This window comes from Mycobacterium sp. NTMscope_MAC_12 (assembly GCF_976985675.1).
The window spans coordinates 1586583-1602090 of record NZ_CDRJYY010000001.1 but is presented as its reverse complement, the minus strand read 5'-3'; the positions used below and the strand labels follow the sequence as shown (position 1 = coordinate 1602090).

16 protein-coding genes are annotated in these 15508 nt (G+C 65.7%); 14 read left to right on the top strand and 2 right to left on the bottom strand.

Annotation, left to right across the window (positions count from 1 at the left end):
* Positions 1-12: 12 nt before the first annotated feature.
* Positions 13-1158 (top strand): acetyl-CoA acetyltransferase, encoded by a 1146-nt coding sequence (locus tag AC0KS4_RS07440; protein ID WP_225326969.1) that lies wholly within the window; start codon positions 13-15, stop codon positions 1156-1158.
* Entirely contained in the window at positions 1158-1562 is a 405-nt protein-coding gene (locus tag AC0KS4_RS07435; RefSeq protein WP_225326970.1) for a Zn-ribbon domain-containing OB-fold protein, read from the top strand. Before AC0KS4_RS07440 ends, AC0KS4_RS07435 begins: the two co-directional genes overlap by 1 nt.
* A gap of 18 nt (positions 1563-1580) precedes the next feature.
* On the opposite strand, the gene AC0KS4_RS07430 is transcribed toward AC0KS4_RS07435, so the two are convergent.
* Positions 1581-3098 (bottom strand): class I adenylate-forming enzyme family protein, encoded by a 1518-nt coding sequence (locus AC0KS4_RS07430; protein ID WP_238958021.1) that lies wholly within the window; start codon positions 3096-3098, stop codon positions 1581-1583.
* 116 nt (positions 3099-3214) lie between these two features.
* Between AC0KS4_RS07430 and AC0KS4_RS07425 the strand changes: the two genes are divergently transcribed.
* Complete coding sequence (locus AC0KS4_RS07425; RefSeq protein ID WP_225326971.1) at positions 3215-4081, top strand: SDR family NAD(P)-dependent oxidoreductase; 867 nt, start codon at positions 3215-3217, stop codon at positions 4079-4081.
* A gap of 11 nt (positions 4082-4092) precedes the next feature.
* Here AC0KS4_RS07425 and AC0KS4_RS07420 read toward each other — a convergent pair whose 3' ends face one another.
* A complete protein-coding gene (locus tag AC0KS4_RS07420; RefSeq protein ID WP_308193097.1) occupies positions 4093-4926 on the bottom strand; it encodes an enoyl-CoA hydratase/isomerase family protein in 834 nt (277 codons plus the stop codon).
* Between the two features lie 89 nt (positions 4927-5015).
* Between AC0KS4_RS07420 and AC0KS4_RS07415 the strand changes: the two genes are divergently transcribed.
* From AC0KS4_RS07415 to AC0KS4_RS07365, 11 genes are all read left to right on the top strand, one after another.
* Positions 5016-6266, top strand: coding sequence for a hotdog family protein (locus AC0KS4_RS07415; RefSeq protein WP_238957698.1), 1251 nt, complete (start codon positions 5016-5018; stop codon positions 6264-6266).
* Between the two features lie 4 nt (positions 6267-6270).
* A complete protein-coding gene (locus AC0KS4_RS07410; RefSeq protein ID WP_238957697.1) occupies positions 6271-7077 on the top strand; it encodes an enoyl-CoA hydratase/isomerase family protein in 807 nt (268 codons plus the stop codon).
* A gap of 13 nt (positions 7078-7090) precedes the next feature.
* Positions 7091-8350 carry an acyl-CoA dehydrogenase family protein gene (locus AC0KS4_RS07405; RefSeq protein ID WP_238957696.1) on the top strand — a complete coding sequence of 420 codons (1260 nt, stop codon included), beginning with the start codon at positions 7091-7093 and terminating at the stop codon, positions 8348-8350.
* Entirely contained in the window at positions 8347-9162 is an 816-nt protein-coding gene (locus AC0KS4_RS07400; protein WP_225326976.1) for an enoyl-CoA hydratase/isomerase family protein, read from the top strand. The genes AC0KS4_RS07405 and AC0KS4_RS07400 overlap by 4 nt, the downstream gene beginning before the upstream one ends.
* Positions 9159-9959: an enoyl-CoA hydratase/isomerase family protein gene (locus tag AC0KS4_RS07395; protein ID WP_238957695.1), complete on the top strand. Its 801-nt coding sequence runs from the start codon at positions 9159-9161 to the stop codon at positions 9957-9959. Before AC0KS4_RS07400 ends, AC0KS4_RS07395 begins: the two co-directional genes overlap by 4 nt.
* Complete coding sequence (locus tag AC0KS4_RS07390; protein ID WP_225326978.1) at positions 9956-11428, top strand: class I adenylate-forming enzyme family protein; 1473 nt, start codon at positions 9956-9958, stop codon at positions 11426-11428. Before AC0KS4_RS07395 ends, AC0KS4_RS07390 begins: the two co-directional genes overlap by 4 nt.
* Positions 11429-11793: 365 nt before the next feature.
* The gene (locus tag AC0KS4_RS07385; RefSeq protein ID WP_225327043.1) at positions 11794-12453 is read left to right on the top strand and encodes a hypothetical protein; all 660 of its coding nucleotides are present in this window, start codon (positions 11794-11796) and stop codon (positions 12451-12453) included.
* 34 nt (positions 12454-12487) lie between these two features.
* Entirely contained in the window at positions 12488-12892 is a 405-nt protein-coding gene (locus AC0KS4_RS07380) for a hypothetical protein (RefSeq protein ID WP_238958020.1), read from the top strand.
* A 1-nt stretch (position 12893) separates the two neighbouring features.
* Positions 12894-13499 (top strand): SDR family oxidoreductase, encoded by a 606-nt coding sequence (locus AC0KS4_RS07375; protein ID WP_308193096.1) that lies wholly within the window; start codon positions 12894-12896, stop codon positions 13497-13499.
* Entirely contained in the window at positions 13496-14254 is a 759-nt protein-coding gene (locus AC0KS4_RS07370; RefSeq protein WP_238957693.1) for an SDR family NAD(P)-dependent oxidoreductase, read from the top strand. Before AC0KS4_RS07375 ends, AC0KS4_RS07370 begins: the two co-directional genes overlap by 4 nt.
* 65 nt (positions 14255-14319) lie before the next feature.
* Positions 14320-15504: an amidohydrolase family protein gene (locus tag AC0KS4_RS07365; protein ID WP_238957692.1), complete on the top strand. Its 1185-nt coding sequence runs from the start codon at positions 14320-14322 to the stop codon at positions 15502-15504.
* Positions 15505-15508 lie beyond the last annotated feature (4 nt).

Here is a 15508-nt window from a genome sequence, read left to right as displayed (position 1 = left end):
TAACCATGAGCTATGCGATCGAACCGCGTCGCCATCGTGGGCGCAGCCCTGTCCGACTGCGGCCGAGTGCCCGACAAGACCGCGATGGCTCTGATGGCCCAGTCCTCGCGGCGGGCGGTCGCCGATGCCGGGCTCACGAAGGAGGATGTCGACGGTTTCGGTGGGCACGGAACGTTGCTTCCCCCCGTGGAAGTCAGCGAGTACCTCGGCCTGCGACCCACCTGGGTCGATGCGACCAACGTCGGCGGATCCTCCTGGGAAGTGATGGCCGGCCATGCCGCCGCCGCGATCGCGGCCGGCGAAATCGAGGTCGCTCTGTTGACCTACGGATCGACCGCGCGCTCCGACGTCAAGCGACAGCTGCGCGCGTCGGCTGCCGCGATGGGAACCGGCGGTGCCCTGCAATACGAGGCGCCCTACGGCCCCACGTTGATTGCCAAGTACGCCATGGCGGCTCGACGCCACATGATCGAATTCGGTACCACGGTCGATCAACTGGCCGAAGTCGCCGTCGCGGCCCACGAGTGGGCGGCCATGAACGACAACGCATTTGAACGAGACCGCATCACCGTTGCCGACGTCGCCGCCGCACCCCTGTTGGCCGACCCGTTCACCTCCAAGCATGTGTGCCTGCGCACCGACGGTGGCGGTGCCGTCGTGCTCGCCAGCGAGCGCGTAGCCAAGGATTGCGCGAAGGATCCGGTGTGGATTCTTGGCACGGCCGACGCGACGTCGCATGTCAGCATGGGCCAATGGCCCGATTTCACGACGTCGCCGGCGGCGCGCTCGGGTCCGCAAGCATTCGCGCGGGCGGGTGTCAGCCCGGCCGACATCGATGTGTGCCAGCTCTACGACTCCTTCACGTCCACCGTCCTGCTGACCGTGGAGGACCTCGGCTTCTGCGCCAACGGAGAAGGGGGCCCGTTCATAGAGTCCGGAGCACTTCGCCCGGGCGGGTCGCTGCCGACTAACACCGATGGCGGCGGCCTGGCGTCGTGTCACCCGGGTATGCGAGGAATGTTCCTCATGGTGGAGGCGGTGCGGCAGTTGCGCGGCGAATGCGGAGCGCGTCAGGTCGCCGATGCCAGGCTGGCATGCGTCCACGCGATGGGGGGCTTCTTCACCCACAGCGCCACAATGATTCTCGGGAGGCAGTAATGACGGCTCCTGATCGGCCCACGATCGACGCCGACGGTCAGGCGTGGTGGTCAGCCACGCAGGACCGCCGGCTGTTGGTGAACGCCTGCGGGTCCTGCGGTCAGAAATCGTTATACGCCCGGCCGTTCTGCCCGCATTGTTGGGCTGAGGACGTCGAGTTGGCGCCGGCAACCGGTCGCGCGCGGCTCTACACGTGGAGCGTCATCCACCACAATGCCGCACCTTTCGACGTGCGCACGCCGTACGTGCTGGCGATGGTGGATCTCGAGGAGGGACCGCGGCTGATGACAGTCGTGGAGAATTGCCGCGTCGAAGATCTGCGCGCCGACATGGAATTGGTGATCGCTTTCCGCGACGACGAAGACGGATTCGTCGTCCCCGTCTTCCGTCCTGCTGCGGGCTAGCTTCCGGCGGCGCGATTCTCATCCGGTAGTGGTGAGACGGTCGGCGAGCAGCCGCTGCCGCCCGGCCGACCGCGTGTCGAGCTTGGCGCGGTCGACTTTGCCGTTGGCGTTGAGGGGAAGCGGCTCGTCCCAGAAGACAAGTTCTTCGGGCAGCTTGTATTTCGGCAGGCCTTCCGCGGCGAGAGCCCGGATGATTTCGGCGAGCGAGATCTCGACGCCGGGTTCGAGCACGACTGCCATAGCCAATCGTTCACCGGTGGTGGGGTCGGAAACGGAATAGGCGGCACATTCGCGTATCCCACCTATCCTCGAGACGGCTTCCTCGACTTCGGCGGCCGGGATCTTCAGCCCGTTACGAATCACGATGTCCTTGATCCGGCCGACGATCCGAACCCGACCGTCGGCAACCTCCGCCACGTCGCCGGTGCGGAACCATTCGCCCTCGAACGCGTATTTGTCGTCCTCGGCATCGGTGTAACCGAGAAACGTGTGCGGGCCCTTGATGCAGCACTCGGTGGGATCGGCCTCGGATCCGACGCGCACGTCGACGCCGCCGAGCGCGACCCCGTCGTCGGCATGGCGGATGTCTCGGGGTTCGGTTCGCAGTCCGGACGTGCTGATCGGGGTCTCCGAAGACCCGTAGGCGCGCATGACAACGATGCCGAACTCGTCTTCGATGCGTTCGACGATCCGCCGGTCCAGCATCGTGCCGCCCAGGTACACCGCGCGTAATGGCACAACAGCGTCGCGCGCGACGGCCTGGTCCAGCATCCGGTCCAGCAGCCGGTCCGGGCCCCCGTACCAGGTGGCACCCGAGCTGACCAGGAGGTCGCAGGTCGCCGCCGGGTCCCAGCGATCCTCCAGAATCACTGGCGCCGCCAGCATCGGACCGATGAACAGCGCCTGCAACACCCCGGTGACCGACGCGAGCGGGCTGATCAAGAAGATCCGGTCGTCGGAACCCAGGCCCGCCGCCGCAATGTAATTCGCCGAAGCCTTGGCCAGCGTGCTCAGCGAGTGGATCACGCCCTTGGGCCGCGCGGTTGTGCCCGAGGTGTAAAGCACAAGGCACGGCTCATCGGCTGACCGCACCGACCGCGGCGGCTGGGCGGTGCCCGTTCGGCCACCGTCACCGATCCAATCGCAGTGGCCGGACAGTTCTGCCTCGGTGATCCTCGCCCAGTTCGGCGCTACGCCGAATCGTGCACCGGTGCGTGTGAGGATGTCGGCGATCTGCGTCGCTCCGGCACTACGCGGCACGAGCAGAACCACCGCATCGACCCGTAGCGCCGCGTGAACCGACACCACCGAGTCCACGTCGTTACCGACTACGACGACGACCGCGCCGCCCGGAGCCACGCCGGCATCGATCATCGCTCGAGCGGCCGAATCGATGCGCTTGTCCAGTTCCCCGTAGGTCAGTTCGGCGCCTCGATCCGCGACGGCAAGCCGCGCAGAGTGCCGCGCCGCGGTGGACCGCACCAGGTCAATCGGCTCCGCCGTCCAGTAGCCGGCCTCGCGGTAGCGGTGCCGCATTCCTTCGGCTCTGCGGCGCGCATGTCGTAGCAACTCAGTCGGGCCGGTCATGGGCCTCCTCCGAAGCCTCCGATGCAAATGGTTGTTCTCGATTAGGTAAATGTAACCTCTCACCCATGCATTCAATGTCTTTCGACAACCAGGTCGCCATCGTCACGGGGGCGGGCCGCGGACTGGGCCGCTGTCATGCACTCGAGCTCGCCCGGCGCGGCGCCCGGGTCGTGGTCAACGACCTGGGTAGTTCGGTGGACGGCAGCGGGGCGACGATATCGGCGGCCCAAGCAGTGGTCGACGAGATCACCGCCGCCGGGGGTACCGCGATCGCCAACGGTGACTCGGTGGCCACCGAGGAGGGCGGTGCGGCAATCGTGACCGCCGCGATGGACGCTTTCGGGCAGGTCGATGTGCTGGTGAACAACGCGGGGATTCTGCGCGACGCGGCGTTCAAGAACATGACCGCCGAGCAGGTCGACGCCGTTATTGCCGTGCACCTCTCCGGAGCATTCAACGTCACGCGGGCGGTGTGGCCGGTCATGCGGGCGCAGAATTACGGCAGAATCGTTCAGACGACCTCGGGCACCGGCCTTTTCGGCAATTTCGGTCAGGCCAACTATGGCGCCGCAAAGATGGGGCTGGTCGGCATGATGCACGTTCTCGCCATCGAAGGCGCCCGCAACGGCATCGCCATCAACGCCATCGCCCCCATCGCGCTGACCCGAATGACCGAGGACATCATGGGCGACGCCGGTAAGGCCATGCATCCCGAGCTTGTCACCCCCGTCGTGGTCTATCTGTGCCACCGGTCCTGCGACCGCACCGCGCACATCTACTCAGTTGGCGCCGGGAAAGTGTCGCGGGTATTCATCGGTGTCACCAAGGGAGTCGAGGACACGTCGCTGACGGCGGAGTCGGTGGCATCGTCGATCGACGAGATCGACGACTGCGCAACGTTCACCGTTCGCGGCGGCCCGACTGCACGCTGACCCACGGTAAGTCATCGACCCAGGAACTTGGGATTGCGGCGTTCGGCGAACGACGCGAGACCCTCTTGGAGGTCCGCCGTACCCGACACCACCTCCTGAGCCCACGCCTCCTGCTCGAATGCGCGGTGCCGATCGGACTCCGACGAGACCGACAACAGCCGCTTGGTCAGCGCCAGCATCACCGTCGGCCCCGCGGCCAAGCGCCCCGCGAGCTCCTCGGCGACGGCGTCGGTGTCGTCCGGTGCGGTCACCCGATTGACCAGTCCGAGCCTTTCGCAGGTGGCCGCGTCGACCGGCTCACCGAGCATCAGCAGTTCGGTCGCCTTGCGCAGGCCGACGATCCTCGTCAGGAGGTGGATGGCGCCGGAATCCGGCAGGATTCCGCGATGCACAAACGCCTCGACAAGCTTTGCTTCCGTTGACATCACGACCAGGTCGCACGCCAGAACCAGGCTCGCGCCCGCCCCCGCGGCCGTGCCCTTGACCGCCGCGATCACCGGCTTGTCACAGTCGAGAATGGACGCGACCAGCCGCTGCCAGCCCTGCTGAAGCATCCGCGCGATGTCACCCGGACGCTTTTGCACCGGCTCGACGGCGGCCCCGGCGCCCGCCGCTTGCGGTGCGAGGCCGGCCCCGGCGCAGAAGTGCCGAGTGCCGCTGGCGTTCAACAGCACCGCGCGGACGGCGGGGTTGTCGTTAGCCCGTAGGAAGGCTTCGGTTAGTGCGTCACGCGCGAACGGAGACAACGAGTTTCCCGTTTCCGGGCGATCTATGGTCACCCGCGCGACGCCGTCGGCGCCGATCGCACACACGATCCCGGATGCTTCTTCTGCCATCTCGTTCACCCCTGCGTTAACGGCGTTTCCGTTTTTCGGGTATCTTAATTTCCACCTTGTCCGGGCTACGACGCGGGCCACAACGAGGAGGCGATCCGATGGGGCAGACCGGCCTGATCACCGACGAGGGATTGGCCAGGTTGCGCGCTACCATCGGCATCGCCGTCCCGCACACGCAGCCGCCGCACTACTACCGCCCCAACGAAGACACGTTTCGTCACGTCGCCGAAAGCTACGGTGACGCCAACCCGTTATGGACCGATCCGGAATACGCAGCGAAGTCTGTATGGGGAGAGTCTGTGGCCCCACCTGCCCTCGTCGGCGGCGACACGCTGATCGGAGAGGACGAGGTCCCGGCGCTCTCCGACGAGGACCGCGCACTGACCAAGGGCGACCCACTTCGCGGGGTACATGCCTTCTACGCCTCGTCGGCTCGGGAATGGTGGGCCCCGCTGCGCGCCAACCACCGCGTGTTCAGGCGCAACGCCCTGGTGGCGGCGCTCGACAAGAGCAGCGACTTCGCCGAGCGTGCCATCCACGAGTGGTCCGCCCAGGTGTTTCGTGACGACGAGGGCACGATCTTGGGCGCGCAGTACCGCAACATGATTCGCACCGAACGCAGCAAGGCGCGCGGCCGCAAGAAGTACGACACCGTCGAGCTCAAGACGTGGACCGCGGACGAGATCGCCGAGCTCGACGAACGCTACGCGCGCGAAAGCCCGCGCGGCGCCGATCCGCGATGGTGGGAAGACGTCACCGAAGGCGACGATGTGGGGCCGTTGACGAAGGGGCCGTTGACGGTTACCGACATGGTCTGCTGGCACGTCGGCATGGGTACCGGCATGTATGGTGTGCGTCCGCTGAGACTCGCATGGCGCAACCGGCAGCGCATCCCCCGCTTCTACACCCCCAACGAATACGGTGTCCCCGATGCCCAGCAGCGGGTGCACTGGGACCCCGGCGCCGCGCGCAACGCGGGCAACCCCACCACGTTCGACTACGGGCGCATGCGCGAGACGTGGCTGATCCACCTGTGCACGGACTGGATGGGCGACGACGCCTGGCTGTGGAAGCTCGATTGCGAGTTCCGTCTGTTCAACTACGTTGGCGACGTCCACACCGTCACCGGTACCGTCGTCCGCAAGTACCTCGCCGACGGTGAACGCCCCGCCGTCGACCTCGAACTCGCGGCGACCAACCACCGCGGCCAGATCACCGCGCCGGGACACGCGACCATCCTGCTGCCCAGCCGCGACCGAGGGCCCGTGCGCCTGCCCGACCCGCCGGGCGGCGCGACGAACCTCGGCGAATTGCTGACCGCCGTGACGAAACAGTTCGCCGAGCGCTGAGCACATGAGTTACCGCAGTGTTCCTGGTCTTCTGGCCGAACAGCAGGGCCCGATCCTGCGGCTGACCCTCGACCGCGCCGACCGCCGCAACGCCGTGAACGACGTCATGCTCGATGCGATGATCGGACACCTGGCCGACGCGGGCATCGACGAGTCGGTGCGGGTCATCCGGATCGACGCCAACGGAGCGGACTTCTGCGCCGGCGCGGACTTGATCGCCAATAACGCGAAGTCCGAACGGAAACCACGCGTGGGCAGCACGCAGCGCCGGTTACCGAACAAGGCCAATCGGCTGATCCCGCTGATGCTTCAGACGCAGGTGCCGATTGTCGCCGTGGTCCGCGGTTGGGCGATCGGCCTGGGCTTTCACATCGCGCTGGCGTCAGACTTCTGCGTCGCCGCCGACGACGCCCGGTTCTGGGAACCCTTCATGGCGCGCGGTTTCACCCCCGACAGCGGCGCGGCCTGGTTGCTGCCACGGCTCATCGGATTGGTCCGCACCAGACAACTGCTGATGCTGGGACAGCAGATCACCGGAGCTACCGCGGCCGACTGGGGAATCATCCACGGTACCTGCGCGTCCGACGAATTACCGTCGCTCGCGGAGCAACTCGTCGGGCAACTCGGAGAAGCGCCCACGGTTTCTCTCGGGCTCACCAAGTGGTTGTTGCACAGCGGCAACGGGCTCGATCTTGACCGCCATCTGCAGAACGAGGCATTGGCGCTCGAATTATCCAGCCGTAGTGAGGATTTCAAGGAGGGCCTGGCCGCCTTCCGCGACAAGCGCGGCGCAGAGTTCAAGGGCCGCTGAAAAGGTTGAGATCATGACCCAACTACCGATCCGCCCGGGCACACCGGTCGATGATGCACTCGCGGTGGTACGGCAGTGGATCGATGCCGAGGTGCCCGCAGCATGGCGCTCGGCCGCGGCCGACGGGCCGGCGGCGCTGCGGGCCGTCCGCACCCCCGCCGACTACCGGCGGTGGTACCCGACATTCGCCAGGACGGGTCTGGTCGTGCCGACGTGGCTCCCCGAACACGGCGGCCTCGGCATCGACAACGACATGGCGCGCGCCATCGAGGGAGTACTTGCGCCGCTACGCCTCTCGCGGCTCAACCCACTGGGGCTCAACAACGCCGCAGCCGCTCTGTTCAGTCACGGGACAGAGGAGCAACGCCGGCGTTTCCTCCCACCGATCGTGCGCAACGAGGAGAAGTGGTGCCAGTTGTTCAGTGAGCCGGGCGCTGGCTCGGATCTCGCGTCGCTCGCCACCAAGGCCGTACGGGACGGCTCGGGCGAGGACGCAGACTGGGTGATCTCCGGCCAGAAGGTGTGGACCACATGGGCCGATGAGGCCGATTTCGCGATCCTGTTGGCGCGGACGGATCCCGACCAGCCCAAGCACAAGGGCATCACGTACTTCCTGCTTGACATGCACCAACCGGGCGTCGAGGTGCGACCGCTTCGCCAGATCACCGGCGAGGCCGAGTTCAACGAGGTCTTCCTCGACGAGGCGCGCGTGCCGGACGCCCAGCGGGTCGGCGACGTCAACGACGGCTGGCGCGTGAGTGCATCGACATTGTCCAGCGAGCGGCAGATGGTGTCGGGCTCGGGTTCGGGTGGCATGGGCCGCCTCGGTGGCTCGAGCGCCGAACGACTGATCACCCTCGCCAGGGAGACCGGGCGGTGGGCCGATCCGGTGGTCCGGAACAAGGTGATGCGCCTGTGGGCGCAGGAGCGGGTCCGTGGCTGGACCAATGATCGTGTGCGCGCCGCACTTTCGGCCGGACAGTCACCGGGCGCGGCGTCCTCGATTGGCAAGGTTCACCAGGCCACCATCAATCAGCAGATACAGGACCTGATGGTCGATCTGCTGGGTACGGCGGCGATTGCATGGCCCACCACCGACGATGATGATGCTCTGCCACGGGATGTGCAGGGCATGATGCGCAGCCTCGCCAACGGCACCGAGGGCGGCACCACCGACATCAACAAGAACATCCTCGGTGAACGCGTGCTCGGCTTGCCGAAGGAGCCCGATCCCTGGAAGGGCAAGCCCTGGAAGGACATTCCCCGTTCATGAGCGGCTATGAACGCTTGATCGTATCCAAGTCCGACGGGATCGGCTGGCTGATCCTCAACAGGCCCGACGCGGGCAACGCCTTCGACGCGCTGATGCTCGACGAGCTCGAGGCCGCCTGGGCCGACCTCGATACCGATCCGGAGGTCAACGTGATCGTCAACGCCGCCAACGGCAAGGCGTTCTGCACCGGGATGGACGTGGTCCAGGTCGCGCGGGACAAGGGGGCCATGCGACGGCACTCCCGCCGAACCAGGGACGCCGAGCTGAAGATCTCGTCTTGGCACTGCGGCGTGTGGAAACCGGTGATCGCCGCGGTCAACGGGGTGTGCGCGGGAGGGGGTCTACACCTTGTCGCGGACGCCGACATCGTCATCGCCGCCGAGCAGGCATCCTTCACCGACCCCCACGTCTCCATCGGGCAGGCCGTCGCGTACGAGGCAGTCACGCTGCTGCGCAAGTCGCCGATGGAGGCGGTGCTTCGAATGACGCTGGGGGGCAAGGGTGAACGCATCTCGGCGCGGCGCGCCTACCAGTTGGGCATTCTGTCCGAGGTGGTGCCGACCGATCAGCTCCGCGCAACCGCGGGCCGACTCGCAGCCGCGATCGCCACAAATTCGCCGACCGCGATGCGCACCACCAAGAAGGCGCTCTGGCACTCCTTGGAAGTCGGATTGACGCAGGCGCGACGCGATGCCGCCGAGGAGATCTGGCGGCTCCGCAATCACCTTGATCATGCCGAGGGTGTGCGGGCGTGGCGCGAGAAGCGTGCGCCGCGGTGGCAGCCGCTGCCGGACGTGGCGGAGGTTTCATGACATACCAGCGACTCATCGTCGAACGGCGCGGTCCCGTCGGATGGATCATCAATGACCGCCCTGACCGTCTCAATGCCTATGACGTCGTGATGCGCGAGGAATTCCCCAGGGCCTGGGCGGAATTGAATGCCGATCCCGACGTCCGCGTCATCGTGCACACGGGAAACGGTCGGGCGTTTCAGGTTGGCGCCGATGTCGAGGACCTCGACGGCGAGGCCGTGCAGCAATTTCAGGAGACCATGCGCACACTGGATCTGAAGCTGAGCGCCTGGCACTGCAATGTCGAGAAGCCGGTCATCACTGCCGTCAATGGGGTCTGCGCGGGCGGCGGACTGCACTGGGTGGCCGACGCCGACATCGTCATCGCGTCGTCGGATGCGACCTTCGTCGACCCCCACGTCTCCATCGGTCAGGTCAGCGCGCTCGAGACCATCGCACTGATGCGAAAGATGCCCGCCGAAGCCGTGTTACGAATGGCGCTCATCGGTAGTCACGAACGGCTCAGTGCCCAGCGCGCGTACGAACTCGGCATGATCAGCCAGGTGATCGACCCGCCCGACGAGCTGCTTGCCGCCGCCCAGGAGCTCGCCGAGAAGATCGCCAAGAACTCACCGGCGGCGATGCGCGCCACCAAGCGGGCGCTGTGGGGCGCACTCGAATACGGGCTCACCGACGCGTGCCGCGAAGGTGCGAAGCACCTGACGTCGATGTGGGGGCATCCGGACCAGAACGAGGGCCCCCTTGCCTTTGCGGACAAGCGAACTCCGAACTGGGCTCCCCTGGTGGCTGATTCGTGAGCCTGGCAATGCTGCTGGACGGTCTGCCTGAGGTCGCTGTGCACACGGTCGGCGCCACGGACAACCAAGTGTCGCGTGATGAGCTGTCGGCCAGCGCCGCGCGACTCGCCGAGCTGCTCGCCGAGTCCGGGCTGGCGACGGGACAGGTCGTCGCCGCGATGCTGCCCAACGACGCCACCACCGTCGCCGCGCTGTTCGGCACGTGGCGCGCCGGCGGCGTGTACACACCGCTGAACCCCAGGGCGGCCGATGCCGAGATCGTCACCCAGCTGGAAACGTTGCGCCCCGTCGCCATCATCACCACTCCCGCACTCGTACGGCGTTTCTCGACTTGTCACCTGCCCGTCATCACCGGAGAGGCGCTGTCGTGGACGAGGGTCGCATCGTCAGGTCACCGGGCCGACGCGCGGTCCTACGACGACGATGTGGCCCTGCTGCAGTTCACGTCCGGCACCACGGGACCGCCAAAGCCGGTGCCGCTTCGCCATACCACGGTCCTCGATCTGATCGACCGGCTGCTGGCCAAACTTCGCGGCACGAGACCTGCCTCCAAATCCGCTGCAGCCGAACCGAAGCGGTCCCCCATGCCGAATCTGGTGCCCTTGTCGTTATCGCTGTGGGCCGGCATATACCAGGTCTTGTTCGCCTTCCGCGCGGGCTCGGGTGTCGTGCTGATGGAGAGGTTCTCACCAACGGACTTCGCGGCTCTGGTCAAGCGACATCAGTTGCGGTCGACCGTATTACCACCCGCAGCGCTGACCATGGTTCTGCACGACGACTCGGTGGCCGACCTCTCGCCACTGAAGATCGTGCGGTCGATCACCGCTCCCCTGTCGCCCGTTCAGGCGCGCCGGTTCCGGGACAAGTTCGGGGTGATCGTGCTGAACTCCTACGGCCAGACCGAACTCGAGGGTGAGGTGGTGGGCTGGTCGGCCGCCGACGCCCGGGAGTGGGGCGAGACCAAACTGGGTTCGGTCGGCAGGCCACTGCCCGGCATCGACGTCACGATCGCCGACGACGAGGTGATGGTCCGCACGCCCACGACGGCCGCGCGGAAGATCGATCCGGCCTTCCTGGACCGGCTCACCGACGACGGCTGGTTCCACACCGGCGACCTCGGCTGGTTCGACGATGACGGTTTTCTGTGGCTCGATGGCCGAGTATCGGACATGATCAATCGTGGTGGCCTCAAAGTGTTTCCCGGCACGGTAGAGGACGTCCTCCTGGCCGCCGATGGTGTGCGCGAAGCCGCCGTCGTCGGCGTTCCCGACGAGCGGCTCGGGGAGGTGCCGTGGGCGTTCGTCGTCAGAGGCGATGAGTCGGTCTCCGAGGCCGGCCTCGTGTCGTGGTGTCGCGAGCGTCTGACGCCCTACCGTGTTCCGGTACGCATCGTGTTCGTCGAACAGCTGCCCCGCAACGATGTCGGCAAGGTGGTCAAGCGCGATCTCGCTGCGCTCGCGGACGTGTGACCCTGTCCCTCTAGTGCCTCCGCAGCGGAAACGACTGTTCTCATTTCTGAGAGTGATGTTAACGTTTGGTGGGAAGTCGTCGCTTCGGTAGGAGGGTCTCATGTGGCAGGAACTGGTCCGACTGGCTGTGACCTGGGCAGTGATGTGTGGGCTTGTCGCATTCTTCTACTGGATGCTGGCCAACATCGGTACCTTCTGATAGACGCGGAGACACAGTGGACGAGCAGGATCGACGACGCAAACGTGGATTGATCGCGTTCCAGGTCTTCATCTACGGAGTGCTGATCGCGATGTTCGCGATCCAGCTCCAGATGTATCTCACGAGGGATTGGTGATCAATGACGAGTCCAACCCGATCGCTCACCATGGACGAGCACGAGGCACACACGCGGGAGATCCAACGGCGCGCGGATCGATGGTGCATCGCCGGCACCGCACTCATGGGCACCCTCGTCCTCGGAGTCGTCGGCCTGCCCGTATTTTGCCGAGGCATCTATCTGTTGAGAAAGGCGCAGCGCGACGGGTTTTCGGTTCGGCCAATGATGGTCACGCTCATCGGATACGTCATCATCCTCGACGGTGCGATCAACAGCATCGGCTGGGCGCTCGACCTGTTCGCCAACCACGCCCTGATCACCCGCACCGTCTTCACCGCGTGGGGCAACTGGATCGACGCCGGCTATTTCTGGCATTACAACGAACTCTGGATCGGCGGTGCAGGCGCCCCAGGGGAAAAGGCGTGGGTGATGGTCTGCGTCCTGATCGTGTTCCCGATGCGGATCGCGGCCGCGATCGCGCTGCTGCAGATGAAACGTTGGGGACACCAGTGGACCATCGTGACGTGCTGGTTCGGCGTGGTCATCTGGACCGGCTACATCTTCAATATGACGATGTACGCCGACGTCCGCTATACGGGAGTCGGACTACCGGTTCTCGGGTGGTGGGCATTCAACATCTTCTACGTCACGCCGTTCCTCGCCATCCCGTACCTGCACACCGTCAACCGAGAGATCTTTTCCGACTAGCACCGAAGAAGGGACCGCCTTGTCTAATTCCACTGTGGAGACCGAGGATTCGGTCGAGCCGCTGCCGGTCGGAACCACCCCGACGTGGGCGCGAATGCACAAACGGCTCAAACGCGGGCTGTACGTCTGCCTGTTCGGGCTGGTCATCGAGGGCTCGTTGACCGTACCCGTGATGGCGGTCTGGTACGGCTGGCCAACCCTATCGCTGACCGAGATCTGCAGTGAGCTCATGAAGGTGCGCTTCTCCGACGACAATCTCCAATGCCAACAGCCCTATCCACTCGGCGGGCCCCCGTTCGGGGGAGCACCCGAAGCGGCCGGCCAGCACACCGCCCGCGACGACTGGGGCATCCAACCCAAACCCCGGTACGTACGTATCGGGTTCAGGGAGCTGGTGAAAATTCACGATGCCCGCCTAGCGCGCCAGCCGAGTCGATGACGTGGCGTCGTCCACAGTCGTCTTGGGCGCGGCCGACGGTCTGGCGCGCGAGCTGGCAGACGGACTCGACGGCATCGTCGCAGCACCCGGACGTGGACTGGCATCGGATATCACCGGAGCGGTCGTAGTCGTCGGTACCGATCCGACCCCGCGGCCGTCCGACGCGGCCGGCCTCAGTGGCGAGGAGTGGGATCACATCGTCGACGGGATGATGTGGCCCGCGCTCGCTGCGCTCCAGCGGGCACGGTCCGCGTTAGCACCCCACGGGGGACGAATCGTCGTTGTCGTGCCGACGATCGGCATGGCGGGTGCGGCCCGACTGGTGGCGTACACCACCGCGGTGGAAGGCATCCGGGCGATGGCGAAATCCGCTGCGCGGCAATGGCAGCCCGAAGGCGTGTCCGTCAACCTGGTCGCAGCCCCTCTGCGACTGTTCGCGCCCGAGATGGACTCTTTTACCGCGCACCTCACCGCGGCTGTGGTCCAAGACGATTCGACGCTTCTCCACACCGTCGTCGAGGCCGTGAAATTCCTCTTGCGGCCGGATATCAATCACCTCGTCGGCGAGACGATCGTCGCCGACGGAGGGGCGGTGATGCTGCCATGAACCTGCACGGTCTGACCGCGCTGGTGACGGGTTCGGGCGCCGGGGTTGGCCGCGGCATCGCCATGGCTCTCGCCTCGGCCGGGGCGCACGTCGTCGTCGCCACCCGGTCCGAGACGGGATTGGCCGTCGCCGAGGAAATCACCGCGCGGGGCCACGGTGCGACGTGGGCACGATGCGATGTGACCGACGGTGACGCAGTGGCCGGCGCGATAGAGCTGTCCCTGACCACCACCGGGCGGCTCGATGCCGTGGTGCACAACGCCACGAGCAACGCCTCGAGCCAGCCGCACCAACTGGCTGATGTCGATCGTTCCGTTTGGGGCGACCACTACTCGGTGTCACTTCGTGGAGCGCACTTCTGCGCCGTTTCAGCATTTCCCGCGTTGAAGAAGCGGGGCGGCACCTTCCTCGTCATGACCTCACCCGCCGGCATCGAAGGCAGCGCGACCCTGCCGCTCTACGCCACAATGAAGGGCGCGTTGCGCGGTTTCGCCAAGAGCCTCGCGCGGGAATGGGCCCCTCACGGCATCACGGTGAATGTTGTTTCACCGCTGGCATATTCACCTGCGATGACCTTGGCGATAAGCGCCGAGCCGGCGATGGAGGAAAGGCTGGCACGCCGAATCCCGCTGGGACGCATCGGAGACCCCGAAAGCGATATCGGCTCAGCCGTGGCATACCTTATCGGTCCCGCCGCTCGCTACGTCACCGGGCAAACCCTCGGTGTCGACGGCGGCCATTTCATGAACCTCTGAGCCCGTTCGCTGCAGATACCAACGTTCGCTATGATTGAGAATCAATATTCTCACGCCTGCTGGAGGTGCTGGTGAGCGACGACAAAGCGTTCGAGGTCTGGGACGCCGACAACCACATGTACGAGACGATCGACGCCTACACGCGATATCTGCCGGAGAAATACTCCGAGGCGCTGAAATTCATCGACGTCAACGGGCGCAAGAAGTTGCAGATCTTGGGCACGGTCACGGAGTGCATCCCCAACCCGACATACGAGGTGATCCCCACACCCGGCGCCTGGTCCGATTACTTCCGGGGCATAAACCCAGAGGGCAAGACATTGCGGGAGCTCGCCGAACCGATCCGCTGCCCCGATGAGTTCCGGCGGCCCGACCTACGCCTGGCGCTGATGGACCGGCAGGGCGTCTACGGCGCCGTGATGTTCCCGACGACAGCGGGCATGCTCGAAGAAAGGACCAAATCCGACACCGAGCTCACCCACGCGGTCACGCATGCGTTCAATCGGTGGTTACTCGACGACTGGACATTCAACTACCAGGACCGGATCTTCCCCGTTCCTGCGATCTCGCTGAACGATCCCGCGCTGGGCGTGCAGGAACTCGAATGGTGCCTGAACAATGGCGCCCGGACGGTATTGATCCGGCCGGCGCCCGTTCCGCGCGAGGACGGCACGTCGCGGTCACCGGCGCTGCCGGAGTTCGACGATTTCTGGCGACTGGTCGAGAATTCGGGTATCTCGGTGCAGATGCACAACTCGGACTCCGGCTATGAGCGCTACGTCGACGACTGGGAGGAAGCTACGGAGTTCAACGGATTCGCGCTGAGCAAGCTGCGGGGTTTCATCTACGAGGAGAGCCGAAACATCTTCGACACTCTTGCGGCGTTCATCGCGCACGGGGTGTTCGAGCGCTTCCCCGGGGTACGCATCGGCGTGGTCGAGAACGGCGGCTCGTGGGCACACCGCCTGTTGGACGTGTTCGACCGCGTATACCGCAAGAGGCCATACGACTTCAGCGAGCATCCCTGCGATGTCTTCCGCAGACACGTGTGGATCAATCCGTTCCACGAGGAGGACATGTCGCACCTCGTCGACATCCTGGGTGCGGATCGGGTGATGTTCGGCTCGGACTACCCGCACCCCGAGGGGCTGGCCGAGCCCGCGGATTTCGTCAAGGAGCTCGAGGATCTTCCGGAGGACACCAGGGCACGAGTGATGGGCGGCAACCTCAAGGACCTCATCGGCATCTAGCCGG

Bases quoted from the DNA above. Each gene is read 5' to 3' on its own strand.
- AC0KS4_RS07385 (WP_225327043.1), top strand. From the start codon at position 11,794: ATGGACGAGCACGAGGCACACACGCGGGAGATCCAACGGCGCGCGGAT.
- AC0KS4_RS07405 (WP_238957696.1), top strand. From the start codon at position 7,091: ATGACCCAACTACCGATCCGCCCGGGCACACCGGTCGATGATGCACTC.
- AC0KS4_RS07395 (WP_238957695.1), top strand. From the start codon at position 9,159: ATGACATACCAGCGACTCATCGTCGAACGGCGCGGTCCCGTCGGATGG.
- AC0KS4_RS07440 (WP_225326969.1), top strand. From the start codon at position 13: ATGCGATCGAACCGCGTCGCCATCGTGGGCGCAGCCCTGTCCGACTGC.
- AC0KS4_RS07400 (WP_225326976.1), top strand. From the start codon at position 8,347: ATGAGCGGCTATGAACGCTTGATCGTATCCAAGTCCGACGGGATCGGC.
- AC0KS4_RS07425 (WP_225326971.1), top strand. From the start codon at position 3,215: ATGCATTCAATGTCTTTCGACAACCAGGTCGCCATCGTCACGGGGGCG.
- AC0KS4_RS07435 (WP_225326970.1), top strand. From the start codon at position 1,158: ATGACGGCTCCTGATCGGCCCACGATCGACGCCGACGGTCAGGCGTGG.
- AC0KS4_RS07415 (WP_238957698.1), top strand. From the start codon at position 5,016: ATGGGGCAGACCGGCCTGATCACCGACGAGGGATTGGCCAGGTTGCGC.
- AC0KS4_RS07370 (WP_238957693.1), top strand. From the start codon at position 13,496: ATGAACCTGCACGGTCTGACCGCGCTGGTGACGGGTTCGGGCGCCGGG.
- AC0KS4_RS07410 (WP_238957697.1), top strand. From the start codon at position 6,271: ATGAGTTACCGCAGTGTTCCTGGTCTTCTGGCCGAACAGCAGGGCCCG.
- AC0KS4_RS07430 (WP_238958021.1), bottom strand. From the start codon at position 3,098: ATGCGGCACCGCTACCGCGAGGCCGGCTACTGGACGGCGGAGCCGATT.